The 25026-nt window shown below is 51.1% G+C and carries 25 protein-coding genes; all 25 read right to left on the minus strand.

Annotation, left to right across the window (positions count from 1 at the left end; genetic code table 11):
- Position 1 precedes the first annotated feature (1 nt).
- Positions 2 to 1705, minus strand: a complete 1704-nt coding sequence (locus E1757_RS26700; protein WP_133233963.1) for a phospho-sugar mutase — start codon at positions 1703 to 1705, stop codon at positions 2 to 4.
- Positions 1706 to 1742: 37 nt separating this feature from the next.
- Positions 1743 to 2174: a 3-hydroxyacyl-ACP dehydratase FabZ gene (gene fabZ, locus E1757_RS26705; protein WP_133233965.1), complete on the minus strand. Its 432-nt coding sequence runs from the start codon at positions 2172 to 2174 to the stop codon at positions 1743 to 1745.
- A 242-nt stretch (positions 2175 to 2416) separates the two neighbouring features.
- Positions 2417 to 2941, minus strand: coding sequence for a CDP-alcohol phosphatidyltransferase family protein (locus tag E1757_RS26710; RefSeq protein WP_133233967.1), 525 nt, complete (start codon positions 2939 to 2941; stop codon positions 2417 to 2419).
- A 105-nt stretch (positions 2942 to 3046) separates the two neighbouring features.
- On the minus strand, positions 3047 to 3286 hold the full coding sequence (locus E1757_RS26715; protein WP_133233969.1) for a DNA-directed RNA polymerase subunit beta: 240 nt from the start codon (positions 3284 to 3286) through the stop codon (positions 3047 to 3049).
- A 28-nt stretch (positions 3287 to 3314) separates the two neighbouring features.
- A complete protein-coding gene (locus E1757_RS26720; RefSeq protein ID WP_133233971.1) occupies positions 3315 to 4181 on the minus strand; it encodes a flagellar hook-basal body protein in 867 nt (288 codons plus the stop codon).
- Positions 4182 to 4324: 143 nt separating this feature from the next.
- Positions 4325 to 5224 (minus strand): flagellar hook-basal body protein, encoded by a 900-nt coding sequence (locus E1757_RS26725; RefSeq protein ID WP_133233973.1) that lies wholly within the window; start codon positions 5222 to 5224, stop codon positions 4325 to 4327.
- A 42-nt stretch (positions 5225 to 5266) separates the two neighbouring features.
- Entirely contained in the window at positions 5267 to 6265 is a 999-nt protein-coding gene (mreB, locus tag E1757_RS26730; protein ID WP_133233975.1) for a rod shape-determining protein, read from the minus strand.
- Between the two features lie 189 nt (positions 6266 to 6454).
- A complete protein-coding gene (gene spoIIID / locus E1757_RS26735; RefSeq protein ID WP_133233977.1) occupies positions 6455 to 6742 on the minus strand; it encodes a sporulation transcriptional regulator SpoIIID in 288 nt (95 codons plus the stop codon).
- Positions 6743 to 7017: 275 nt separating this feature from the next.
- Entirely contained in the window at positions 7018 to 7743 is a 726-nt protein-coding gene (locus E1757_RS26740; protein WP_133233979.1) for a M23 family metallopeptidase, read from the minus strand.
- Positions 7744 to 7810: 67 nt separating this feature from the next.
- Positions 7811 to 8848, minus strand: a complete 1038-nt coding sequence (spoIID, locus tag E1757_RS26745; RefSeq protein ID WP_133233981.1) for a stage II sporulation protein D — start codon at positions 8846 to 8848, stop codon at positions 7811 to 7813.
- A gap of 172 nt (positions 8849 to 9020) precedes the next feature.
- Positions 9021 to 10346: a UDP-N-acetylglucosamine 1-carboxyvinyltransferase gene (murA, locus tag E1757_RS26750; RefSeq protein WP_133234108.1), complete on the minus strand. Its 1326-nt coding sequence runs from the start codon at positions 10344 to 10346 to the stop codon at positions 9021 to 9023.
- A 350-nt stretch (positions 10347 to 10696) separates the two neighbouring features.
- Positions 10697 to 10948, minus strand: a complete 252-nt coding sequence (locus E1757_RS26755; protein WP_133233983.1) for a DUF1146 family protein — start codon at positions 10946 to 10948, stop codon at positions 10697 to 10699.
- Positions 10949 to 11021: 73 nt separating this feature from the next.
- Complete coding sequence (locus tag E1757_RS26760; protein WP_246079546.1) at positions 11022 to 13556, minus strand: S8 family serine peptidase; 2535 nt, start codon at positions 13554 to 13556, stop codon at positions 11022 to 11024.
- Positions 13557 to 13896: 340 nt separating this feature from the next.
- Positions 13897 to 15372: an NADH-quinone oxidoreductase subunit N gene (locus E1757_RS26765; RefSeq protein ID WP_133234112.1), complete on the minus strand. Its 1476-nt coding sequence runs from the start codon at positions 15370 to 15372 to the stop codon at positions 13897 to 13899.
- A gap of 43 nt (positions 15373 to 15415) precedes the next feature.
- Complete coding sequence (locus tag E1757_RS26770) at positions 15416 to 17050, minus strand: complex I subunit 4 family protein (RefSeq protein WP_133233985.1); 1635 nt, start codon at positions 17048 to 17050, stop codon at positions 15416 to 15418.
- Positions 17040 to 18923 carry an NADH-quinone oxidoreductase subunit L gene (nuoL, locus tag E1757_RS26775; protein ID WP_133233987.1) on the minus strand — a complete coding sequence of 628 codons (1884 nt, stop codon included), beginning with the start codon at positions 18921 to 18923 and terminating at the stop codon, positions 17040 to 17042. Before nuoL ends, E1757_RS26770 begins: the two co-directional genes overlap by 11 nt.
- A gap of 145 nt (positions 18924 to 19068) precedes the next feature.
- A complete protein-coding gene (gene nuoK, locus E1757_RS26780) occupies positions 19069 to 19386 on the minus strand; it encodes an NADH-quinone oxidoreductase subunit NuoK (protein WP_133233989.1) in 318 nt (105 codons plus the stop codon).
- Positions 19383 to 19907 (minus strand): NADH-quinone oxidoreductase subunit J, encoded by a 525-nt coding sequence (locus E1757_RS26785; RefSeq protein ID WP_133233991.1) that lies wholly within the window; start codon positions 19905 to 19907, stop codon positions 19383 to 19385. The genes nuoK and E1757_RS26785 overlap by 4 nt, the downstream gene beginning before the upstream one ends.
- Position 19908: 1 nt before the next feature.
- On the minus strand, positions 19909 to 20352 hold the full coding sequence (gene nuoI / locus E1757_RS26790) for an NADH-quinone oxidoreductase subunit NuoI (protein WP_133233993.1): 444 nt from the start codon (positions 20350 to 20352) through the stop codon (positions 19909 to 19911).
- 40 nt (positions 20353 to 20392) lie between these two features.
- Positions 20393 to 21424 (minus strand): NADH-quinone oxidoreductase subunit NuoH, encoded by a 1032-nt coding sequence (gene nuoH / locus E1757_RS26795; protein WP_133233995.1) that lies wholly within the window; start codon positions 21422 to 21424, stop codon positions 20393 to 20395.
- Entirely contained in the window at positions 21424 to 22524 is a 1101-nt protein-coding gene (locus E1757_RS26800; RefSeq protein ID WP_133233997.1) for an NADH-quinone oxidoreductase subunit D, read from the minus strand. Before E1757_RS26800 ends, nuoH begins: the two co-directional genes overlap by 1 nt.
- Positions 22525 to 22530: 6 nt before the next feature.
- Entirely contained in the window at positions 22531 to 23424 is an 894-nt protein-coding gene (locus E1757_RS36955; RefSeq protein WP_133233999.1) for an NADH-quinone oxidoreductase subunit C, read from the minus strand.
- A complete protein-coding gene (locus tag E1757_RS26810) occupies positions 23421 to 23939 on the minus strand; it encodes a NuoB/complex I 20 kDa subunit family protein (RefSeq protein WP_028550962.1) in 519 nt (172 codons plus the stop codon). The genes E1757_RS36955 and E1757_RS26810 overlap by 4 nt, the downstream gene beginning before the upstream one ends.
- Positions 23924 to 24289, minus strand: a complete 366-nt coding sequence (locus E1757_RS26815; protein ID WP_133234001.1) for an NADH-quinone oxidoreductase subunit A — start codon at positions 24287 to 24289, stop codon at positions 23924 to 23926. The genes E1757_RS26810 and E1757_RS26815 overlap by 16 nt, the downstream gene beginning before the upstream one ends.
- A 275-nt stretch (positions 24290 to 24564) precedes the next feature.
- Positions 24565 to 24966, minus strand: a complete 402-nt coding sequence (locus E1757_RS26820) for a F0F1 ATP synthase subunit epsilon (protein WP_133234003.1) — start codon at positions 24964 to 24966, stop codon at positions 24565 to 24567.
- Positions 24967 to 25026: the final 60 nt, after the last annotated feature.

Raw genomic sequence — 25026 nt, forward strand, 5'->3', positions numbered from 1 at the left:
GTTATTGGTCTACCCGGCTCATCACAGCGTGTACCAATCCGTGAATCGCGTCTGTGGCGGTTTGTGCAGAAGTGCCGCGAACGGCGAAATACACTTTGATTTTCGGCTCCGTGCCGGAAGGACGAAGGCAAAACCACGAATGGTCGGCAAGCGTATATTTAAGAACATTTTCAACCGGCAATCCGTAAAGGCCTTGTAAAAAATCTTCGACTTTGACAACCCGCTGTCCGTTGACGTCCACAGGCGGCTTGCTCCGCCAATCATCCATAATCGCCTGAATTTGTTCGACCCCGTCTTTGCCTTTCATCGTCCGCGATTCCAGCTGCTCCAGGAAATAACCGTGGCGTCGGTACAAATCCTGCAGCGCTTCATACAAAGATTGGCCTTTATGCTTGTAGTAAGCTGCCGCTTCACAAATCAGCATGGCTGCAATAACGGCATCTTTATCTCTTGCATAAGTTCCGGCCAAATAGCCGTAGCTCTCCTCATATCCGAACAAAAATTGCGCTTCCTTCGTCGCTTCGAACTGCGTCATTTTTTCGCCGATATATTTGAAGCCCGTTAGCGTATTCAACGTCTCGATGCCATAATGTTGGGCAACCACAGCACCCATCTCGCTCGTAACAATCGTTTTGATCACAACGCCGTTCGCAGGAAGCGTACCGCGCTTTTGAAGGCTGCCCAGCAAATAGTCAACCATGATCGCTCCGGATTGGTTGCCGGTCAGCACGAAATATTCGCCGTTGGCATCCTTCACAACCGCTCCCATCCGGTCGCAGTCGGGATCGGTACCGATAATGATATCGGCGTCGATCTGCTTGGCTTGCCGGATCGCCAGTGCGAAGGCATCCTTTTCTTCCGGATTCGGCGACTTGACGGTGCTGAATTTCGCATCAGGCAGCTCCTGTTCGGCCACAACTTCCACCTGCTCAAATCCGATAGCATGCAGCGCAGCGCGAACGGATTTGTTGCCTGCGCCATGCAGCGGGGTGTAGACGATACGGAAATCGTCGCTCATCCGCTTCACGATGTCGGAATGAAGGCTGACCGAAACGACAGCCTGTATGTACTGTTCATCGAGCTCCTGGCCGATCCATTGAAGAAGACCTTGAGATTCCGCATGCGCACGGGTATCGCGACGCACATCGGCAAAGGCCTGCACCTTCTGAATTTCGGCGATGACCTGCTCCGCCTGATCCGGCACAAGCTGGCCGCCATCCTGGCCATATACTTTATACCCGTTGTATTCCGGCGGATTGTGGCTTGCGGTAACGACGATACCGGCGTCCGCCTGCAGCGCTCTTACGGAAAAGGAAAGTTCCGGCGTTGGACGGAGCGATTCGAACACATATGCTTTAATTCCGTTACCCGCCAAAACTTTGGCGGCTTCCAATGCGAATTCCGGAGACTGGTTTCGGGAATCGTAGGCTATAACAACGGACGGACTCGGTTTTCCCTGCTTGTTGACATACTGGGCCAGCCCTTGAGTAGCCCGCGCAACCGTGTACAAATTAATCCGGTTCGTTCCAGCCCCGATCACCCCGCGAAGTCCGCCTGTACCGAACTCAAGGTCGCGGTAAAACCGATCCTCGATTTCTTTCGGCTGGTCGGTAATGCTTGCAAGCTCCGCTTTGGTGGAATCGTCGATCGCGGGATCGTTCAGCCATAGCTTGTATTGTTCTTGAACACGAAATGGCGTTGTCATAGTTCAACTCCCTCATCGGATATATTTGAAACTGCAATTACTTCGGATCGGACAGCGCAAACATCAATTCGCCCTCGGCAACAACCTTGTCGCCTACTTTGGCCACAGCCTGGCCTTTCCCGATGCTGCCTTTTAAACGGGTAATCGATACTTCGAGGATCAGTGTGTCCCCCGGCACGACCTGCCCGCGAAAGCGGAACTCATTGATGCCTGCAAAAAAACCGAGCTTCCCTTTATTGGCTTCAAGCGATAGCATTGCGACGCTGCCTACCTGAGCCAAAGCTTCTACTATCAGAACCCCCGGCATCACGGGATAAGAAGGAAAATGCCCGACGAAAAAGGGCTCATTAATCGTTACATTTTTCAACCCGACCGCACGTACCCCTGCCTCCATCTCCAAAATACGGTCTACCAGCAAGAAAGGCGGGCGATGGGGAATAATTTCTTGAATCTGCATTGCATCCAACAATGTTAAATGCTCCCTTCACGTAGAGTATAAAATCAGTTCATTCAACTTACACTAGGAATATCCCTTCATGATCTGCAGTAGTGAAGGTTGATATAAGGGAGCTTATGAACGGGGTGCCCGGAGCGGCGGCTTGGACATAAGCTCTTTTTTAAATACTTCGCTTCGCACAACCTTGACAAACGCGCTCGTTCTCGAAGGACGGCAAAGCCGTTGATCCTTGTCGGGCTAAAAGCGGGCGTCGCTCAGGAGCTTTCGCTTTCGTTCTTGTTTAAGCTTTTAAACTGAAAAATATAAATAATGGACGTTAAAAATGAGATGAAGATAACGAGCCACAGACAAGCTTCCGCATACTTGTATTCAAAAATAACAAGGAGGATAGCCAAATAATACAATACCGTCGTCAGCTTGCCCATTACATTTGCCGGCACGGTCTGCTTACCGCGAAAATGAAAAATGGCCGAACCGATAATCATCCCCGCGTCTCTTAAAAACATGGCGGCCGCCGCCTCCCAGGAAATCATCCCGGAAAAAACGAGAGAGAGGATAACAGCGATCATCATCGTTTTATCTGCCAACGGGTCCAGCATGCTTCCAAGCTGCGTAATCATCTTTCGCTTCCGCGCAATGTAACCGTCCAATACGTCGGTCAAGCCGGCCAACAGCAAAATGAAAAAAGCGGTCCGGATAAATCCCGATTCGAATACAAACAAATAGACGGGAATGAGCAAAAATCGGCATACGGTTAAAATATTTGGCAGGTTCCACATATGCAAATTGTCTCCTCCCGGCTTAGGTTGGATGTTCATCCCATCCATACATTATACCGTTGTTAAGGCAAAAATAAAACTCCCGGCAAGGGAGCCTCTATCGTTCTATTTTGTTTCCGCAAATACTAAGTCATAAATATGGCGCCACGTTTCGATATCGTACACTTCTTCCATCGGACGCTTGCCTATATATACGTATCCTATGACCAAGCCGGCTGCCAGTGCCGCTATGCATAAAAAAGGAATGCCTACCCACTGGGCGATCACCCAAATTCTCCGCCGCTTCTTTTTCGAGGAGCGGGCTTTCGCTTTGGTCTTGGCCTTTTTTTCTTCCGTATCTGTCATACGCACCTACCCCGCTTCAAAGATCCCGCTAGGCGCGCAAATTGTTCGCCAAACCCATCATCGTATCCGAAGATGTAATAGCTTTGGAGTTTAATTGGAATGCGCGCTGCACCAACAGCAGGTCCGTCATTTCATCAGCCAGAGCAACGTTCGAGTTTTCCAAAAAGCCTTGTCTCATCGTGATCGGATCAATTGAATTATTCGTGTCGTCAACCGTTTGCAGCACTTCTTCACGATTCGCTATTCCGGTCGGCAATTGATACAGATTGTCTCCCAATTCCTGGAGCAGCTGCGGCCGGATAACGCGAACAAGCTTGATTTGGCCCGCTTCAACGGGCGGAGATGTCTTGTCCAAATTACTGGAAGCGAGTATTCTGCCATCGATTTGAATCTGAACGCTATGATCGGCAGGAATGCGGACGGGGTTATTGTCAGCGCCCATCACATACTGTCCGTCCTTGGTTGTTAGAAACAGGTCCGGGTCGGCCGGATCGTTCGAAGGACTCGTTTCAAAGGAACCGTTACGCGTCCAAAGCGTCTGCGGTACCGGGTTATTGTTTGCGTCACGAGTAAACGTATTAATCTCAAACAAGCCATTACCTTCAATGGCAACATCCAAGGGGCTTTCCGTAGCCTGTAAAGATCCTTGCGTCATATTGAGCTGCGCTTGAACGAGTCTGGCCCCCCAGCCTTGGTTATAACCTAATGGGGATAGACGACCTTCCTTGACAAAGCCTTTCGGCTGCTGCTTGACGCTGGTCAGTACGTCCTGGAACGAAGCTTCTTTGCGCTTATAGCCTGTCGTATTCACGTTGGCGATATTGTTGGATAACATATCCAGCTTTTGCTGCAGTGCGTGCATGGATACGGATGAGTTGATCATCGAATGGTTCATGTGTCCTCCTCCAAGTTTCGCTAATGCGAAACTGCTTCGTAAGCATCTGCTGTTAAGTTTCACTTTAGCGAAACCGCTTCGTAAGCATCCGCTGAGTTTCGCTAAAGCGAAACTGACTTCGTAAGCCAAATACAAAGTTTACGCTACACCCGTCCGACTTCGTTGGCAGCCTTGTCCATACTGCGGTCATAAAATTGGATAACCTTCTGGTTCGCCTCGTAGGCCCGAAGCGCCGACATCAGGTCAACCATCGATTGGCTCGAATCCACATTCGAACGCTCCACATATCCTTGCCTAATCTCCACCTGATCGTCCACCGTAGTCGCGCGCGCCAGTCCTTCCTCCCCTGGAATCAGGCGGTAAAGGCCGTTGCCTTCGCGAACCAGATGGTTCGGATCCTCAATGCGGCTAATAAGCAGACTCATCGGCTGATTGTTAGCTGTTTGAATAGGTATTCCGTCCTCGTTCGTGAACTGTCCCTGCTTGGTTATATGAAAGTTGCTAATAGGCGTCTGCGTGACAGGATCAATAAGCAGAATCGGCTGGCCGTCGCTGCCGATGACCCGATAGCCGTCAGGCGTAATCAGCTGGCCGGTACCGTCGACGGAAAACTTTCCGTTCAACGTGTATCTCTGCTCGCCATCCGCATTTTCAACCGTAAAAAAAGCTTGGGGCTGAATAACCCGTTGACCGTTCGCATCCACATACTTGCCGGATGCATCGAATGCTGCGCCGGCAATTTGAATGTTCGAGATGAGTGCAAAATCGAACGGATTGTGCGTCTCTTGAATATCGCCCTGCGCATGAACGGAGACGTTCTCCTCCGCCATAACGCCGGTATTCAGGCGGCCGATCGGAACCGATCCGGGCTCGCCCTGACCGCTGCGCACCCGCGAGATGAGCATCTCCGGAAACGAACGGTTAATTCCGTTGCCCTGCTTGAACCCGGGTGTATTCACATTGGCTATATTGTTGGTGACGATATCATGCTTGCGCTGCTGCGAAATCATACCGGATGCAGCCGTGTACAGCCCTCTTAGCATTACTACAATCCTCCCCAGCGTCGGCGTTATAGAACGGTTCTATTAAAATTTACGCTTCGATACTTTATCCAGGTTGTCCAGCATAATGCCGGTTCCGTTAACAACGCAATGCATCGGATCTTCTGCGATCAGCACCGGCACCTTAAGCTCGTCCGCCAACAATTGGTCGATGCCGTGCAGCAGCGCGCCGCCGCCGGTCAGGATGACGCCGCGATCAATAATATCCGCGGACAGCTCGGGAGGCGTACGCTCCAATACGGTTTTAGCCGAAGCTACGATCGAGGACACAGGATCCCATAACGCCTCGTGGATTTCTTCCGAATTGATGGTTATTGTCAACGGCAGCCCGCTCACCATATCTCTGCCGCGAATATCCATCGTCTCTCTCCGGCCGTTCGGATAGACGGTTCCGATTTTGACCTTAATGTCTTCCGAGGTCCGCTCACCGATCAACAATTTATATTTGTTCTTGATGTATTTCATAATGGCCGAGTCGAACTTGTCCCCCGCGACTTTAATAGAGGAGGAGGTGACGATATCGCCCATCGATAAGACGGCTACGTCCGTCGTCCCTCCACCGATATCCACGACCATATTCCCGCTTGGCTGGAATATATCCATCCCTGCGCCGATGGCAGCAGCTTTAGGCTCCTCTTCCAGAAACACCTCTCGTGCCCCGCTCCGTTCCGCCGCTTCGCGAATCGCCTTCTGCTCAACGGATGTAATATTGGTCGGAGCGCAGATCAAAATTCTCGGGTGACTGTACCACCTCTTGCCGCCTACCTTGTTTATGAAATGCTTCAGCATAATTTCCGTAATTTCAAAATCGGCAATTACGCCATCCTTAAGCGGGCGAATAGCTACGATATTCCCCGGCGTACGCCCGACCATGCGGAACGCTTCTTCGCCGACAGCCAACACCCGCTTCGTATCGCTTTCAATAGCGACGACGGACGGCTCATCCAGAACAACACCGCGTCCCTTTACATGAATCAGGACGTTAGCTGTCCCCAGATCGATGCCAATATCCTTGCTTAACATTGAATAGTTCCTCCCTAAACAAAACCGTCCATCCTAAAAAAAGAAGCGGTACTCCATATATTATCAATTATAAGTAAATTCGCTATTAATTTGCAAAATCCTCTTTTTTTATCCTACAATTTCGACAAATATCGTTTTGCCGTTTCGGTTCGGACAGGTGCGGAACGCTTCATTCGGTAAAGCATGCTGCTACTTTGCCGTAACCAGCTTTTCCTGCGCTTTTGGATTACGCGTCTTCCGGTATTTGATCTTGGTCGCTTCCCCGCCCCGGAGGTGCCGGATCGACTTGTGGTATTCCAAAATGTGCTTGACTTGATTCGCCAAATCAGGATTTATCTCAGGCAATCTTTCGGTCAAATCCTTGTGCACCGTACTTTTGGAAACACCGAATTCTTTCGCGATCGTGCGAACCGTATGCTTCGTTTCCACAAGGCAACGACCGATTTTGATGGTCCGCTCTTTGATGTAATCGTGCACTCCCCTCGCCTCCCTACTCGAGTTAGTTTGGTACATTATATGAGGGGCGTTTACTTATATTCTTTGTTTCCAAGCCTGACAAGCTTTAGAAACCACAATTATTTTCAAGGACAAGCCATAAATGCGTATTTTTATACCAGTTTAAACGGCTTCGCTATCCTTAAGGACAGGTGCGTTTGTCAAGGTTGAGCGAAGCAAAGTATAGAGCTTATACTTTCCGGTAACCAAAAAAAGAGGGGGCGTACATACGCCCCCCGGCCTTTGCCATCCTGAAATTAATGTTCTGCGAAGAACTGCTCCGGATTAACGGATTGCCCGTTCTCCCCTTGCCTTACCTCGAAATGGAGGTGAACGCCCTGATCCTTCTCCAGCTCATTGCGGCCTGCTTTGGCGATCACATCGCCGGCTTTTACTTCAGCGTCTTTCGCGACTTTCACATCGGCCAAGCTTTGATACACAGTGACAAGGCCGTTGCTGTGCGTAATTTCAACCAAATTGCCGACGACCGGATTTTTTTCCACCGCCGTCACCTTTCCGCTCATGGCAGCCAAGACATCGAATGCGGTATTGTCATGCTTGGCATAATCCATACCCATATGCGGCGTGAACGTATCGCCATATTCGACCATGGCGGCTTGGCGCACTTCATTGGACGCTTTGCTGTCAAAGAACGGCAGAATCACATCCAGATCTTTTTCCTTGAACGGGTGCTGCATCGTTTCCGTAACCGTATTGACGGCTACCGCATCCGGCTTGTTGACATTATCCGTTACTGTGGTTTTACTTTGGATCCCGAACTCTCCATCGAGAGCCGACTTACCGGCATCCTGGTAGACCCACATTAACGTTAAGATAATTGCCGCGGCTGCCATGTACGTTGCAGGAAATACCCATTTCTTCGCCAAAAACCGTTTCCAGGAAAAAGATGGACTGCTTTGCGCTCCCTCGTTGGTTTTAGGAGCTTCTTCATTGGTCTGTAAATCTTTCTTTTGATCATTCATAGATTTATCACCTCGCTAACCATTGTTGCCACGGTTACGAGTTTTATACGCGAGGCGATCTATTTTTTTAGAAACTTTTACCTTTTACTAGTTTTGAGGCTCTGTCTATTCCGATGCCGGTATAAAAATATTTGACAATCTCATCGGCTTTACGTCCCTGCTGCGCCATCCCGTTGGCCCCCCACTGGCTCATGCCGACGCCATGCCCGTAGCCAAACGTCGTAATCAGCAAATCCGTTCCTTTCCAGCTCCATTCGAAATGGGAGGAATTCAGGCCAAGGCGCTCGCGAACCTCACGACCTGTGAATGATTTGCCCGCTATGACCACTCTTTTGACACGATGGCCCTTCGTCATCTCCATGATCTTCATTCCGCTGCGACTGTTGGTGGAAACCGGAACGATCCCCGGGGTCCCCAGCTTGCGCTGAAGCTCCTTGTAAGAAACGGTGACCGTTTCTTTATAACGCGGGGACAGCTTCATATCCCATGGACTGGGAACGCTCCGCAAGTAAGGAATATATTCGTTCCAATAGTCCTCCGAATTTTCGGTATAGCCGTTGCTCGTCGAAAAAAAAGTCGCTTGAATCGGTTTGCCGTCATAGGTCAAAATCAGATCCCTGGTTTCGTCCACTGCACGGTTCAGTTTGTCCGAATTCGCAGCGTAAACCTCTCCCCACTTGGCTTTGAGTTCCTCGTCCGATATGTAAGCTTGATGCGCCACCGTGTCGGTCACCCAGGCTCCCGATACCGGCACGTTGCTCGTATCCTGCTCTATCATTCGCCGAATGATATAGGTTCTTGCGGCCATGGCCTGCGCTTTCATCGCCTCCAGCTCAAACTCTATCGGCATTTCCGCGGCTAATACACCTCTCACATATTGATCGAGCGGCAGCTGCACCACTTTTTGCTGCTTGCTCATATAAACCGGGATTTGCAGAGCCGGTTGTCCGGCCGTCTCGCTCTGCCGGGAGTCTGATGCCGGCTGCAGGCTTGAGGGCGATGGAGAAGGCGGGCTTTTTACAAGAATAGAAGGAACAATTACAACTACGGCAACAAAACTGGACAGGCAGATCGCCGCCCATCGGATCATCTTCTTTTTGTCCATCTCGGTTCCTCCGTCTTCTGCAGGCATGGATGTTCTGTGAAGGTATCTTTACAGGTAACATCATCATATGAACCGAAAAGATAGAATAGAACCCGGACATAGAAAAGATGAGACTCTCCGGAATCCGCAGAGTCTCCTCATAGTTTTGTGCTTAATGTCTGTTCGGTTGCGGTTACGCCATGCTTGGGCTGACTGCGAAAATCGAGATCGTTTCCGCCTCGGCTTCTTCAGCGGCCGGCTCGATAGACAGCCGTTGAATATCTGCGCCTAACCCACTCAACTTATCCGTAATGTTAACGTATCCGCGATCGATATGATGAATGCCCGTCACTTCGGTCTCGCCTTCCGCGACCAACGCCGCCAAAATGAGTGCCGCTCCGGCTCTCAGGTCAGTAGCGCATACTTTGGCTCCGCGAAGCCGGCTGCCGCCGCTAATAATCGCCGACCGTCCGTCAACTTTAATCTGCGCATTCATATTCACAAGCTGCTCGACATGCATGAAGCGGTTTTCAAACACCGTCTCGGTTACAATGCCTGTACCATCCGCCGTCAAAAGAAGCGCCATCATTTGCGACTGCATATCGGTAGGAAAGCCCGGATACGGCAATGTTTTAACATCGACCGTACGGAGCGGTTTATCGGTAAAGACACGCAAACCGTTCTCATCCTCTTCAATTTGCACGCCCATTTCCTGCAATTTGGAAATCACCGGCCGCAAATGATCGCCGATCGCGCCTTCAATATAAACATCGCTTTTCGTTATAGCCGCGGCAATCATATATGTACCTGCTTCAATTCGATCCGGAATAACCGTATGTACCGTACCCGTCAGCTTCTCAACGCCATCAATGCGAATGAGGCCTGTCCCCGCTCCGCGAATTTTGGCGCCCATGGCGTTCAAATAGTTCGCCAAATCGACAATTTCCGGCTCCTTCGCCGCATTTTCAATGGTCGTCGTGCCTTCCGCAAGCGAAGCCGCCATCATAATATTTTCCGTGGCGCCTACGCTGGCAACATCCAAATAAATTTTGGCGCCCTTGAGCCTGCCGTTTACCCTCGCTTCGATATAGCCTTGGCCCAGCTCGATTTCCGCTCCCATCGCCTCAAAGCCTTTTAAATGCTGGTCGATGGGCCGGGTACCGATGGCGCAGCCGCCGGGCAGCGATATTCTCGCCTGACCCATGCGGGTCAATAAAGGTCCCATCACAAGAAAAGATGCCCTCATTTTTCGAACGAGCTCGTAGGAAGCCTCACAGGTTCGGATGCTTTGCGCATTGACGCGTATCGTCTCATTTATATATTCAACTTCGACTCCAAGGCTTTCCAAAACCTTATTTATTACAATAACGTCGTCCAGAAGAGGCGCGTCGTAAATCACGCTTTCTCCATCTATGCCTAATATAGAGGCTGCTATGATCGGCAGAACGGCATTTTTTGCTCCATGTATTCTCACTCTGCCTGACAACCTTCGGCCGCCGCGGACGATAATTTTGCTCATCATGGTCCCCCTCCGCGCTGTTTTCTTTGCACACTGTAACAGTTTAGCATTGAACCTTCAGCATGTAAAATTCATTTTCTGAAAACCCGGTCACGATAGTATTCGGAGCCAACCAGGGATTTACAACGGTTGTACTATCCATTGTTGACAATATTCACCTTGGTTATTCGGACAGCCTCAAAAGTCCGGCGAATAACGGCCCGCTGCGCGGACGGTTCATTCAATCGAATCACGATTGTCCCGATCTCTTGGATGGTACCCGCACAGCGGCTGCCATCCAACGACAAAGACCGACGCTGTCGCTTCTCCGGACAATTTCCGCCCGTACCGCTCCCTATGCACCGGACGATTTAAAACATCCCCGGAAGCCAGGTGGACCAGTGAAAATAATCGATGACAAAACGGGCTACCTGATACCCTAAGGCAATCGATAATAAAATTTGCAGCAGCTTGCTTTGTACGCTCCGCGGACGCCTCATGATTTTTTCCAATTGGATCTCTTGCAGAGCCCACCACGAGCAGCCGATGCAGATCAGCACAATGACGATATTCAGTAATCCGTTCATCCCCATGGACGCGCTCATTTGATCTACATAATCCATAACCGTATCCCTGCTTTCCTAATAAAAGTACGTTCTCTCTGCCCGCCTGTGGGGAGCGTTCCAGAGCCCAACCTTATGGTATCATCTTCGCCAGCATGCTCACAAATTCAGCCCGCGTCGCTTGCTGATCGGGACGAAACGTTCCGTCCGCATAACCCGCGATCCAGCCCTCCGCCTTCATCTGCTTCAATATGCCCGTACCCCAGTAACCATTATCCACATCGGTAAACGGTACATCGCCCTGCAGATTTCCCGTTTTGTTCAAGCTGCGGGCTATCATCGAGATCATTTCCATCCTGCTGACCGGCTGGTCGGGAGCAAATGTCCGATCCGGGTAGCCGTCGATAATACCGCTTTGCGCAGCCCGGGCGATATCCGCATAAGCCCAATGATTCGGGGACAGATCGGTATATGCTATTTGTTTTTGCTGCGAGAGCTTCAGCGCCCGGCTCAAAATAACTGTGGCCTCGGCGCGGGTGATCGTCCGGTTGGGACGGAACGTGTAATCGTCGTAACCGTTAATAATCTGCTTATCGCTTAGTCCCAATATACTATTTTGTGCCCAATGTCCGCGAATATCGGTAAAATTGCCCGTCAGCGGCTTGGCATTAACCATAAATTGATATAAGCTCCGGTCAAACGTCTGATTCGCGCTTAGCTTCGCATAATACGTACCTGCTTGCAGACGCTGCTGAAGCTTGGCGGCCTTCATGCCGCTTGTGTTCGATATGGGCTTCATGCTTCCGTCATATAAAATCATGTTCATTTCAACGCCATCCGGTATTTCCGTCAAATCGAGCTGTACCATGTTGTTCTCCTGAATTCTGAACTGAAACCAGTCCACATCGTCCGGCTTGTCAATCAAACCATAGTATGGCGTGTTGAGCGATACTGTCGTCGCCTGGTAGGAGCGGTTATTCGGTTCGTTCGGATCGATCAGCTTGGCGTCATACTCGATCGTGAGTGTATACTCGCCCGTCACCGGAAACGGATATTCCTTCACATTCGACACGCGGATATAATAGCTGCCCGGAAACACTTCCGGCAGCAGCAAGCTTTCCTCAACCCCATCCTCGTTGTCGTCAACGACGTAGGCTTTCTCCCCTTTCTTCTGAACGAAAAGCACCGGGTCAATTCTCGCGGTGTCCGTGCTCACACGAATCCGCAGCGATCCCGATTGTTCAATCGGCAGCTCGAACCAGTCCTGATCGTTCATTTGATGAAAGGTGCCTACAATCGTCTGGCTCCGTGACGGCAGGACGGTTGCACTGTATTGATGGTCGTTGTCCTCGAACTGATCCCGGTATATATCGAAAGAGGTCGTCAGCTTATACGGTACCTCCTGCTTCAAATTACGGTTGTCCAACTGCAGCTGCACATAGCTGCGCCCTTTCACCACCTGAACCGAGGCCGGCTGTCCCGGCTTGGCGGCAACGCTGGCAAAGTTCCCATTCGCATCCGTATGCTGAACGATAACGGGAAGCCCCCCGGTATCGAAGTCCAGATTGACCGTACCGTTGTAAGGGGCATCGAAATAAAACCAATCCTGATCCGAGCCGCCGGAGAACGAGGCTGAGATCATTTTGCTGACCGATATCGCTTTCGCTTGATCCTTCCGGTTATTCGGCTCATACATATCCGCAAGCGGCATTTCTTTCATCGCCCTGTCCGCCCGCAGCATTCCGTAGCCCGTGGAGCTGTCCCATCCGGGCGCACCCAAGTCATCTGCAGTTTGCCGCAGCAGCTGGCGAATTTGGTAAGCCTTCATCGCCGGATATTTGCCCCAGACCAAGGCCGCGACAGCCGCGACTTGCGGTGCCGCCATCGAGGTGCCGTCCTTGTATTCATAGGAACCCCCTCTGGCAGTTGTAAACACGTCCCATGGCGCGACCAGATCGATTTCAGGCCCTGAATTGGAACGCGGATCCGCCTTCCGCTCCGCCGTCATGCCCCCGACCGCAAGAACGGTCGGATACGCCGCCGGATATTTGACCCGGTTACCTTCGTTTCCTGTCGCCGCAACGAGCAGTACATCTTTCTCTTCCGCGTAACGAACTATTTCGTTCATATAATTCGAATATTTGTTTAATCCTAGCGATAAAACGACAATTTTCGCACCGTGGTCGACAGCATAGCGGATGCCCTCGCCCAGCTTCGCTTCTCCGCCGGAGCCATCCATTTCCAGAGCTTTGATCGGCATCATTTTCGCCCTCCACAAAATCCCCGCGACGCCCCTGTCATTGTTGCCGACAGCCGCAACAACACCGGCTACATTCGTCCCGTGGCCGTTATCATCCTGCGGAGGGAGGCTCGGATTGACGAGATTGGCGCCTGTAACCAGATTCGGTTTAAGATCCGGGTGTTCCAGATCGACCCCGGTATCGACAATCGCGATCACCATGTTATTGTTGGCTGTAGCTATATCCCACGCTTCATTCGCGTGAATTTGTTTTAAATACGTCTGTTTTTCGATAAACGGATCCTCTGCGGTTGCCGCCACGCGTACTTCCCGACTTTCGGCATATGCAGTCGCCGCGAATACAATGAACATGACTATGGCTATAATTCCGTATCGTACGAAGGGGACAGGTTGTTTTTTATCAAGCATGTTCATTGATCCTTTGCGCAGATTTAGCTCATACGAGCAGCTTTATTGATTTCGCTATTGCCTGGCCGATTCCCTGCTTCAAAAGCAGGTTGTAAAAAGTGGAAGTTTCATGAACAAGCCAGGTTACACATTATTACCCATGTGCGCGCATCGTTAAAGCAGTCTATCCGAATCGACGCGGCGCTTGACCGAAGCCCTTCCGACGAAGAGCTTTTGATGTAGCTTTTCTTGCAGTATCACAATGGTTCAGCTCCGCTGAAAACAGATAATTTCTGATATTATAACAAAAAACCCAGCGTGTCCGCGTATTGCGGCACACTGGGTTTCTGGCAGGTCGGATTTATCCCAAGAAGAATAAATCCTGCGTCAAAGAAAATATCCGCTCAATCCAGTTCAGCACGAGCTGCGGCACGATACCGAGCACCAAGCTGGCACCGGCGCACAGCCAGAGCGTAATGCCGAGCGGCAATGGAACTGCCACCTCGCGCGATTCGAAATCGCTGCGCATAAACATTTGACGGATCAAGCCGAAGTAGTAGTAGAACGATACGACGCTGGTACCGATCATTACGGCAGCCAGCCAATAATTTTGTGTTTGCAGCGTGCCCAGCATAATGTACAGCTTCCCGAAAAAACCGCCCGACAGCGGCAGCCCGGCAAGTGAAAGCACCAGCAGCACCGCAGCTACCGCCGTGCCCGGCGCACGGTAATACAGTCCCGCCAGTCCGCTGATCCGCTCGTCGCCTGTAGAGCGCTCCAGGATCATCAGCACGGCAAAAATTCCGATGTTCATAAACAAGTAGGCGATCAAGTAAAACGCGAACTCCGAGAAGTTGGAGAAATGAACCATCGAAAACTGCGTGGCAATCGGAACGAGCAAATAACCGGAGTTGGCGATACCGGAGTAGGCCAACAGCCTCTTCATATTCGATTGGCGCAGCGCTATAAAGTTTCCGAGCACCATAGCCAAAGCCGCGACCACCATCAGTGACAGCAGCACGTCTTTATGCAGCGGCGTCTCCATTAACGGGCCGATCGCGAACACCCCGTACAAAACGCGGAACAATATGGCGAATGCCGCTGCTTTCGAGACGACAGCCAAAAACGCAGTAACCGGTGTCGCCGCCCCTTGATAGACGTCGGGCGCCCACATATGGAACGGCGCTGCAGCCACTTTAAAGCTGAAGCCGGCCAGCAGCAGGAAGAAGGACAAGTAAAGGTAAGGTAAAATCGACGCCGCATCTTGACTGATAATGGTGTTGATTTCCGAAATGTTCGTAGATCCCGAGACCCCGTATAAAAAGGACATCCCGTATAAGATAATCGCCGAGGAAATTCCGCCCAGCACGATGTACTTGAAGGCCCCTTCATTGGCTTGCAAATCTTTTTTGCGCATTGCCACCAAAATATAGGAAGTAATGCTCAGCACCTCCAAGCCGACGTATAGCGTAATGAGGTCGCCGGAGGAAGCCATGATCATACCGCCCAAGGTCGCCGGCAGCAGCAAATAATAAAACTCGCCGAGATGGGAAATATCTTCTTTCTTGATCGAGCCGATGCTCATAAAAGTGATTAAGCCTGCGCCCGTTAATAAGATCAGCTTTATAATATTCGCAAAATCATCGATCCGGTAGCTCAAGTTCAGCAGCTGCTTCGGTTCCGCCGGATGAAGATAACTGACTACAAACAGTCCGGAAATGACGATGCCTGCCAGCGACAGCCAGCCGAGCAGCGTCCGGTTCGTTTGCCTCGGCAGCAGCAGATCGAGCAATGACAACACCACAGCAGCTATAACCAGAGTCAGCTCCGGCGCCATGTATCCGAGATCGCTCCATTGGAGACGTAATTGATCCACCGGTCTAACCTCCTATCTTAGCAATGCTTTGGATGAATTGGTCAAAGCTGTTTACGGTTTGATGCAAGGGCTCGGTCAAAACAGCCGGATAAACTCCTAGCACGACAATAAATGCAGCCAGTGTAATCATCGGTATCGCTTCCATGAGCCTTGCGTCTTTCATGCCGTCTGCCGGAGCCTTGAGCGGTCCGAACGTAATGCTGAGTACCCCGCGCAGCACGTAAACGGCCGTAAAAATAACGCCCAGCGTACCGATCACCGTGATCACCTTGGCGGTTTCGAACAAGCCGACAAAGGCCAGAAACTCGCTGACGAACCCGGACAAGCCCGGCAGTCCAAGCGATGCCATCCCTGATATGAGCAGGATGCCCGAAATGAACGGAATATGTTTGGCCAATCCGCCCAATTCATCCAGCATCGTCGTCTGCGTTCGTTCATAAACCGCGCCCACCAGCAAAAACATCAGCGCTGAAATAAGACCGTGCGACACGAGCTGGAAAACGGCGCCTTCCATACCAATCGTATTGAAAGCGGCAAGCCCCAACAGGACGATTCCCATATGACTAATGCTTGAGTAGGCCAGCACAAGCTTGAAATCCTTCTGAACAAAAGCAAGCACAGCCCCATACAAAATGTTGATGACTCCCAGAATGGCGAGCACCGCAGCCCAATGCGCCGCCTGCTGCGGGAACAGCAGGATGCCGAAACGGATCATGCCGTATGCGCCCATTTTCAGCAAAATGCCGGAGTGAATCATAACGATGGACGGCGGAGCTTCCGTATGTACCTTCAACATCCACGTATGAAAAGGGAATATTGGCAGCTTGATGCCGAAAGCGACCAGCAGCATAATGAACAGCGTCCATTTCATCGCTTCGCTTAGGAAGAACGGGCTTGGGCTTTCGCCCAGCGTGCTCTGGTTCACGAATGACGCTTCGCTCTGGAACAAGTTCTCCATAATCACATTCAAGTTGCCGCTGTAATAGAGCGACGTGCCTGCTTCGTTGGAAACTTGCCCGAACCCGGCCGTGCTGACGAGAATCAGAAAAGCGACCAGCATGATCGCCGAGCCGATGCCGTTGTAGATCAAAAACTTGTTGGCGGCCCGCTCGCGTTCCATAAAGCCCCAGATGCCGATCAGGAAGAACATCGGAATAAGCGTGATCTCGAAGAATACGAAGAACAGGAACAAATCCTGCGCCATAAATACGCCGAACATGCCCGTTTCCAACAGCAGAAATAAGATAAAGTAAGACTTCCATCTTTTCTTGATGTAGACCGACGCAAAAGCTGCCATCGTGCAGATCAGGGCGGTTAGAAATATTAGCGGCAGAGACAATCCGTCCACAGCCATCACGTATTTGAATTCAAAAAAGAAAGAAGTCAATTGATTTAGCCCGCCCGCCTCGTGATTGAGCGGCACTTGAATCCAGCCCAGCTCCTCTTTAAACTGAGGCCCGGCAATTTGATGATTGAATGCGGCATACAGCCATGCCGATAACGCCAACGGAATCAACGTTGTAATAATGGCAATGGTTTTGATCCATTGTCCTTGATTTTTCGGCATAAACATCAGCACGAGAACACCCAGCAGCGGCGAGAAGGCAATCAGCGATAAAATGTGTATGCTATCCGGCATTGATAAACCTCCTTCCCGCTAAAGCCAGCGCCAGGATGAGCAATCCGAGCAGCGTAGCGAGTCCATACGTCTGAACTTGACCGTTCTGAAGCCTTGATCCAAGACGCCCGATACCGACAACGGAATAAGTGGCCAACCGAACGACCCCGTCGACAATATAATCGTCAAACCATTGCAGCAATAAGCCTAATCCTTTTAACGATTTGACTATCACCGCCTCGTAAATCTCGTCGATATAATATTTACGGTTCAGCAGCCGGTACAACCAAGGCGCCCTGGCGGATACAACGTCGTTCGAGATCGACTTTTTCACATAAATCAAATAGCCGAGCCCGATGCCCAGCACGCCGGCGAGCGTAGACAGAATCATGACGACCGCATTCGCATGCTCCTCCGCTTCTTGACCGGTCAGCCATGTACCGAGCCATGGACTGAAAGGCGTAAATACAAAGCCCGCCAATACAGCCAGCACGGCCAATACAACCAACGGAATAGTCATGGTCGGCGGCGACTCGTGCGCATGCGCATCATTGCGGGGCTTGCCGAGGAAGACAAGGAAGAACAGCCTGGACATATAGAACGCGGTGAAGAATGCGGCGATCAGCCCCACCCAAAATAATAGCTGATTATGCGTAAACGCCTCAGCCAATATAGCGTCCTTGGACCAAAACCCGGACAGCGGCGGGATTCCGGAAAGCGCCAGGGCGCCGATTCCGAACGTCCATGCCGTTACTTTCATTTTGCTGCCGACTCCGCCCATTTCATGGATATCCTGGGTATGAACCGCATGAATCACGCTACCCGCACCAAGGAACAACAGCGCTTTGAAAAACGCATGCGTAAACAGGTGGAAAATACCGGCCGTATAAGCAACCGTCGTCCCGATGCCAAGAGCCATCATCATGTAACCGAGCTGGCTCACCGTAGAGTAGGCGAGAATTCGCTTAATATCGTTCTGCGCCGTGCCGATCGTTGCCGCAAAGATGGCCGTAAACCCGCCGATACAGGCCACAACGGTAAGCGCCGTCGGTGAGGCTTGAAATACATCAAAGGTCCGCGCTACCAAGTACACGCCGGCCGCAACCATCGTTGCCGCGTGAATGAGAGCACTGATTGGAGTCGGGCCTTCCATCGCGTCAGGCAGCCACGTATGCAGCGGAAATTGGCCCGATTTCCCGACGGCTCCGACGAAAATCAAAATGGCGATTAAAGTGGCGAGACCGCCTGAAATTTTGCCCGTCGTAAACGCATTATGAATCGAGCTGAAATCCATCGCATGATTCGGCATCGCCCAGAACAGCAGCAGGATCGCGATCAGCAGGCCGACATCCCCGACCCGCGTTACAATAAACGCCTTCTTCGCGGCGGCTCTCGCTTCCGGCTTAAAGTACCAGAAGCCGACAAGCAGGAAGGAGCATACGCCCACCAGCTCCCAAAATATGTACAGTTGAACTAGATTTTCGGAAATGACCAGCCCCAGCATGGAGAAGGTGAATAACGCTATGTATGCAAAAAATACATTGATCCGTTCGTCGCCGTGCATGTACCCCTTGGAATAAAGATTTACCAACAGGCTGACCAGCGTTACGATCACCAGCATCAGCGCGTTCAGGTTGGTAATCTCGAACCCGAGGTTTAGCGTTGCCGTCCCCATCTTCAGCCAAGTGAGCTTATTCCATGTATAGTCTTCAATCTGCCCGCCCAGCCGTTCGATAAATATTAGCATGGCGACAATAAAGGAAGCGAACATAGCAATGATGCTGATATAGGAACCCGCTTCTTTTAATTGACGCCCCATTGCCGTCAGGATGAGGAACGACAGCAACGGGAATAAAGGGATAAGCCAGGCATACTGTGAGTAGGCCGATATCATTTTATGTCCTCCTCCAAGCTTGCGTTAGCAAGCTGACTTCGAAAGCGTTCCAGAGCTTGCCTGTGGCAAGCTTACATCGAAAGCACTACTAAGCTTGCGTTAGCAAGCTGACTTCGAAAACGCTTCTGAGCTTGCTTTCGGCAAGCTATCGTTTTAACGAATCCATTTCATTGACGTCGGTTGTTCCTTTGTTCCGGTATAGCGTAATCAAGATCGCAATACCGATGGCAGCCTCAACAGCCGCGATCGTGATGTTGAACAAGGAGAAAATTTGACCTGTCATTCCCGGCCTTACGCCAAGCTTCGAGAAGGCGACCAGATTCAAATTGACTGCGTTCAGCATCAGCTCGATGGAGAGCAGGACGATTACCGCATTCTTTTTCGATAACGCGCCGTACAGTCCGATACAAAACAAAATGGCCCCGAGTGTCAAATAAGGCGTCGCTAGTCCGGTCAAAGTCACTCCTCCTCTCTCTTCGCAATAATAATAGCGCCGATAAAGGCAACCGTCAGCAGCACAGACATCAGCTCAAACGGGATGACATGCTGGCTGAACAGCAGCTTGCCGATCTCCATCGTATTGTCTTCCGGCGCTTTGAACTCGCCTGTCGTCAGCGTCGCCGTCTGGATGACGTAGAAAATAATCCCGAACAGGCCAGCCGCCCCGATAAATAATAGCGCATTGTGCCACGGACGCTTCGGCTCGATTTCCTCTCCCTGATGCTTCGTCATCATGATTCCGAAAATCATCAGGATGGAAATGGCGCCGGAGTAAATCAAAATCTGGACAAACGCGACAAACTCGGCGTCCAGTATGACGTACAAGCCCGCCATACTCAGAAATGTCAGCGCCAACGCCACCAGCATATGCACCACTTTCGTCAAGCTAAGCATAAAAATGGCGCCGCCGATGGCCATTAACGCGAACACGAAGAAAGCAATATTTTCACCGCTGGACAAGAAAGCTCCGATATTCGCTAGCATTTTACTTGGCCCCACCTTTCGGAAGCGCTGAGTTATTTTCCTTGCGGACATTCGCGTTATTGTCGTTGAGCCATTCCAAATTTTTAAACAGATCGTCGCGGCTGTACGCGCTCAGCTCGAAATTATTCGTCATCACAATGGCTTCCGTAGGACAAACCTCCGTACACAGGTCGCACAAAATGCAAATTTCAAAATTGATATCGTACGTATCGATAACTTTTCCCTTTTTGTCGGGATCGGGATTCGCTTTTCCTGTCAATGTGATGCATTCCGTCGGACAAATGCGCGCGCATTGATTGCACACAATACATTTATCCGGGTCAAAATGCTGAATCCCGCGAAAGCGGTCCGGCATTTCCAGAGGGACATCCGGGTATGCATAGGTCACTTTTTTCTGGGTCATGTTTTTGAGCGTTACGCCGAGACCTTTCACTATGCCTTTCATGTATTTCTCACCCTTTCCCAAGCGCTATTTCCTTCAAGAGCTATTTCAAGAAGTATACCGACAGCATCGGTCCAATACTCATATAAATCGCCGTCACGAAAATATTAACCAACGACAACGGCAGCAGCACCTTCCACCCCAGCCCCATCAGCTGGTCGACGCGTATCCTTGGCAAAGTCGCGCGAATCCAGAACAGGAAAAACACGATTGCCGAAAATTTCAGCAGGAACCAGATAAGCCCCGGGATAAAATCAAGGAACGGAAACGGTGCATGCCAGCCGCCCAAAAACAACGTCGTCGTCAAGCCCGCAATCGCGAACACGTACACATATTCGGCAAGCATGAAGAAGGCAAACCGGAAGCCGCTGTACTCGACATGGTACCCTGCAACCAGCTCCGACTCCGCCTCGGGCAAGTCAAATGGCGTCCGGTTCAATTCCGAAACACCGGCTATCACGAATATGACAAATCCGATAATTTGTGGCAGGAAATTCCAATGCCAGAAGCCCCCCGCCTGTGCGGCCGCAATAACATTAAGGTTCAAGCTGCCCGTCATCATAATGACGCCGATGACCGAGATGACGAGCGGAATTTCATAGCTGATCATTTGCGCCGCGGAGCGCATCCCGCCAAGCAGCGCATACTTATTATTGGAAGCCCATCCGCCAAGCACGATTCCGATCGTCGATATGCCGGAAAGCGCCACATAATAGAGCAGGCCTACGTTCATATCGGTGCTGATCAGACTTTGACTGAAAGGAATGACCGCGATCACCGCAAAAGACGGAATAAAAGTAATGACCGGAGCCAAAATAAACAGCTCCCGTTCCGCTTTCCGGGGGATGGTGTCCTCCTTGATCAAAAGCTTGAATACGTCGGCAACGCTCTGCAGCAGGCCGAACGGCCCCGTGCGGTTCGGTCCGATCCGCAGCTGCATCCAGCCGATGACCTTGCGTTCAAAGTAGATCGCGTACGTGACAAAGCCCAGCACAACGAGCAGCATCACAACGCCCCAAGCGAAGAAAATACCGAAATTCAACCACGTCAGTTGGTCCTGTAAAAAATGGATCATCAGCAATCCACCTCCCCGACGACAATATCAATGCCTCCGAGTATCGTGATCAGATTCGTCATCGATTCTCCGACCAACAGCTTCGGCAAAATTTGCAAATTGACAAAAGAAGGCCTGCGGAACTTCAACCGGTACGGCTTATCCTTCCCTTTGGAAACGATATGGCAGCCGATCTCGCCCCGCGGCGATTCAATGCGCGCATACACTTCCCCTTCCGGGGCGCGCAGCACGCGTGGCGCCTTACCCATTATCTCGCCTTCCGCCGGGAACTGCTCGATCGCTTGCTCCAAAATGCGCAGCGACTGCCGCATTTCCTCAAAACGGAGCAAATAACGGTCGTAGCAATCACCGTTGGCGCCTACCGGCACATCAAAGTCAAATCGGCTGTACAAGCTGTACGGCTGGTCTTTGCGGATGTCCCAATTGACACCGGTGCACCGCAGATTCGCGCCGCTTAAACCGTAAGCAATTGCCGTTTCTGCATCATATTTGCCGATCCCCTTGATCCGTGCCAAAAAGATTTCATTTCCGCTCACCAAATTCGTATATTCATCCAGCTTGTCGTACATATACGGGATAAATTTGCGAATTTTCTCGATCCAGCCTTCCGGCGCGTCCCACTTCACTCCGCCTACCCGCATATAATTGTAGGTTAAACGGGCGCCGCACAGCTCGTTGAATAAATTGATAATGATCTCTCTATCCCGAAAAGCGAATAAAAACGGGCTCATCGCGCCGATATCCAATAAATATGTGCCCCACCATACCATATGACTGGCGATCCGTTGCAATTCCATGACAATGAGTCGAAGGAATTCGGCGCGTTCGGGAATTTCCAGACCCATCAGCTTCTCAACCGCATGGACGAGCACATAATTGTTCGTCATGGCCGATACGTAATCCATCCGGTCCGTGTAGGGGATGATCTGCGTGTAGCTCAAGTTTTCAGCCAGCTTCTCCGTGCCGCGATGCAAGTAACCCATCACCGGATCCGCATGCGTTATAATTTCACCGTCCAGCTTGACCACGATCCGAAACACGCCATGGGTACTCGGATGCTGAGGCCCTACGTTCAACAGCAGTTCTTCAGTTCTAATCAAGAGACTCTACACCTCCGGGTCAAGCGGTTCATAATCTTTGCGCAGCGGATGTCCGACCCAATCGTCGGGCATCATGATTCTTCTCAAGTCCGGATGTCCCGGGAAATCGATACCGAGCAAATCGTAAATTTCCCGCTCGTTCCAATTCGCGGTCGGCCATACCGGCGTCACGGACGGAACGGTCGGATGTTCGCGGTCGGTCTTGACTTTAATACAGTATTCTTGCTTCGTTGTCAGGGACAATAAATGGTAAACAACTTCCATATAGGTCTCGTAATCGACGCCGGACACATTCCGCAAGTAATCCAGTTTCAGCTCGCTGTGGTTCTTAAGCAGCTCGGCCGTTTCCAGCCAGCTCTCGTTCTTAAGAACGATGGTAGGGAGATGCGCGTCCTTCTCGTTAATGAACGCTTCCACAATCGTGTCTTCACCCATCGTTTCCTTAATAAGCTTTACAAACTGATCAAGCCGCGGCTGCAGCGGTGAAGGTTGTTTCGGAGCCGCATCCTCGGCATCCTCCGTTTTTTTCGCTCTGGCGCTGGCCCGTGCAGCACGCGCTTCCGCGGCTGCCTTGGCCTTCGCTTCCTTCTCTTCATCCGATGGGGCCGCTTTCTCGGCGGCCGGCGGATCGGATGGTTCTTTGGCTGCTGCGGAAGGCTTCGCTTCGCCGGAAGCTGTGGAAGCTTCATCCGGAGGGCCCGCTGCTTCTTCCGCCTTCGCCTTGCTTTCTGCCGCAGGTGCCTTGCTCTCCGACTCAGGAGCCGGCTCGATCGCGGTTTCGGCACCGTTCGACACAGGGGCCGTTGGCGCCGCCTCGCTCGGTTCAGCTTGGGTCGGCTCGGTTGTCTTCACTTCCTCTTCCGCCTGCCCGGACGGATTTTTCTTTTGCTCATCGCTCATCGATTGGTCACCTGCTTACCGGTTTTCGCTTCATAACGAATTTTTTCCTGCAGCTTGTTAATGCCGTAGATCAGCGCCGCCGGATTCGGCGGGCAGCCCGGAATATATACGTCGACCGGCACCACCTGGTCAACGCCTTTCACTACGGCGTAAGACTTCACATATGGACCGCCTGCGGTCGCACAGGAGCCCATCGCAATGACCCATTTCGGCTCCGGCATTTGTTCGTACAAACGGCGCAGCAGCGGCGCCATCTTCTTCGTTACCGTTCCGGCCACGATCATGACGTCCGATTGACGCGGCGATGTCCGGAAAATGACGCCGAACCGGTCCAAGTCATAGTGGGACGCACCGGTGCCCATCATCTCGATGGCACAGCAGGCGAGCCCGAACGTCAACGGCCACAACGAATTGCTTCTAGCCCAAGCCTTGACCTGCTCGAGCGTCGTCATAAAAACGTTGCGCTCAAGCTCCTGTCTCTCTTCCGGAGAAATTGACTCTAGATTGAAGTCCATTGCAGCACCTTCTTTTTCCAAGCATAGATTAGCCCAACCACAAGCAGCCCTACGAAAATACACATTTCGACAAGCGCAAACAAGCCAAGTTGCTTATATGCAACGGCCCATGGGTACAAAAATACAGTTTCAACATCGAAAATGACAAACATCAGCGCAAATAAGTAATAGCGGATATTGAATCGCACATGGCTTTCGCCTACCGGCTCGTTCCCGCTTTCATAGGTGGTGTATTTCTCTTCCACCGGCTTGTAGGGACGCAGCAACCGACCAACTGTAAGCGCTACAATTGGAAGCAATACCCCCAGGATGAGAAAAATGGATACGACCACGTAACTGTTCATGTACATCGTGAACGAATCTCCTCCCACAATATTGAAGAATTTCCCTTCTATGCTCGTTATGTGATGATGGGATTTCGTGAGAAGAAGGCATGTTAGCGTAATCTTGTAAGCGTGCGCAAGTTACAGTTATGATACCGTTCTAGTGGACCTTATCAATCACATAACAACTGTTAATCAATACCTTCACAATTATATCAAAAGGCTCTAGAGGTGTCTAATATTTCCTGCTGCCAAAAAAAAGCGGTGGAACCAAGTTCCTCCGCCATTTTCCAATAATATGCTTATTTTCTCCCATAAACGTCAAGCCGATTCAAGGCTCTTTGCAAAGCCAGTTCAGCGCGTTTAAAGTCAACCTGATCCTGCTTGGATGTCAACCGTTGTTCGGCGCGAGTTTTCGCTTCTCTTGCCCGTTCGACATCGATTTGTTCCGGCAGCTCGGCGCTTTCCGCCAAAATAACCACTTTATCTTTGCGGACCTCCATGAAACCACCGTTCACCGCAATATATTGTTCCTTACCGTTCTGTTTCACGGTAACCGGGGCAACTTTTAATGGAGTAACCAAAGGGATGTGATTCGGCAGAATACCAAGCTCTCCTTCAACGCCCTTGACGACAATCATGTTGACCTGCTCGGCAAACACTTTGCGCTCCGGGGTAACGATCTCCAGTAGGAAAGTACTCACTTGGACTCCTCCTAAAAGCTTTCCGCAAAGGAAAGCTGACTTCGTAAGCTTGTGCTAAGG

Source organism: Paenibacillus piri (genome assembly GCF_004354045.1).
GTDB classification, from domain to species: Bacteria; Bacillota; Bacilli; order Paenibacillales; family NBRC-103111; genus Paenibacillus_S; species Paenibacillus_S piri.

Bases quoted from the DNA above. Each gene is read 5' to 3' on its own strand.
- E1757_RS26700 (WP_133233963.1), bottom strand. From the start codon at position 1,705: ATGACAACGCCATTTCGTGTTCAAGAACAATACAAGCTATGGCTGAAC.
- E1757_RS26710 (WP_133233967.1), bottom strand. From the start codon at position 2,941: ATGTGGAACCTGCCAAATATTTTAACCGTATGCCGATTTTTGCTCATT.
- E1757_RS26715 (WP_133233969.1), bottom strand. From the start codon at position 3,286: ATGACAGATACGGAAGAAAAAAAGGCCAAGACCAAAGCGAAAGCCCGC.
- E1757_RS26720 (WP_133233971.1), bottom strand. From the start codon at position 4,181: ATGAACCATTCGATGATCAACTCATCCGTATCCATGCACGCACTGCAG.
- E1757_RS26725 (WP_133233973.1), bottom strand. From the start codon at position 5,224: ATGCTAAGAGGGCTGTACACGGCTGCATCCGGTATGATTTCGCAGCAG.
- mreB (WP_133233975.1), bottom strand. From the start codon at position 6,265: ATGTTAAGCAAGGATATTGGCATCGATCTGGGGACAGCTAACGTCCTG.
- E1757_RS26740 (WP_133233979.1), bottom strand. From the start codon at position 7,743: ATGAATGATCAAAAGAAAGATTTACAGACCAATGAAGAAGCTCCTAAA.
- spoIID (WP_133233981.1), bottom strand. From the start codon at position 8,848: ATGGACAAAAAGAAGATGATCCGATGGGCGGCGATCTGCCTGTCCAGT.
- murA (WP_133234108.1), bottom strand. From the start codon at position 10,346: ATGAGCAAAATTATCGTCCGCGGCGGCCGAAGGTTGTCAGGCAGAGTG.
- E1757_RS26755 (WP_133233983.1), bottom strand. From the start codon at position 10,948: ATGGATTATGTAGATCAAATGAGCGCGTCCATGGGGATGAACGGATTA.
- E1757_RS26760 (WP_246079546.1), bottom strand. From the start codon at position 13,556: ATGCTTGATAAAAAACAACCTGTCCCCTTCGTACGATACGGAATTATA.
- E1757_RS26765 (WP_133234112.1), bottom strand. From the start codon at position 15,372: ATGGCGCCGGAGCTGACTCTGGTTATAGCTGCTGTGGTGTTGTCATTG.
- E1757_RS26770 (WP_133233985.1), bottom strand. From the start codon at position 17,050: ATGCCGGATAGCATACACATTTTATCGCTGATTGCCTTCTCGCCGCTG.
- nuoL (WP_133233987.1), bottom strand. From the start codon at position 18,923: ATGATATCGGCCTACTCACAGTATGCCTGGCTTATCCCTTTATTCCCG.
- E1757_RS26785 (WP_133233991.1), bottom strand. From the start codon at position 19,907: ATGCTAGCGAATATCGGAGCTTTCTTGTCCAGCGGTGAAAATATTGCT.
- nuoI (WP_133233993.1), bottom strand. From the start codon at position 20,352: ATGAAAGGCATAGTGAAAGGTCTCGGCGTAACGCTCAAAAACATGACC.
- nuoH (WP_133233995.1), bottom strand. From the start codon at position 21,424: ATGATCCATTTTTTACAGGACCAACTGACGTGGTTGAATTTCGGTATT.
- E1757_RS36955 (WP_133233999.1), bottom strand. From the start codon at position 23,424: ATGAGCGATGAGCAAAAGAAAAATCCGTCCGGGCAGGCGGAAGAGGAA.
- E1757_RS26810 (WP_028550962.1), bottom strand. From the start codon at position 23,939: ATGGACTTCAATCTAGAGTCAATTTCTCCGGAAGAGAGACAGGAGCTT.
- E1757_RS26815 (WP_133234001.1), bottom strand. From the start codon at position 24,289: ATGTACATGAACAGTTACGTGGTCGTATCCATTTTTCTCATCCTGGGG.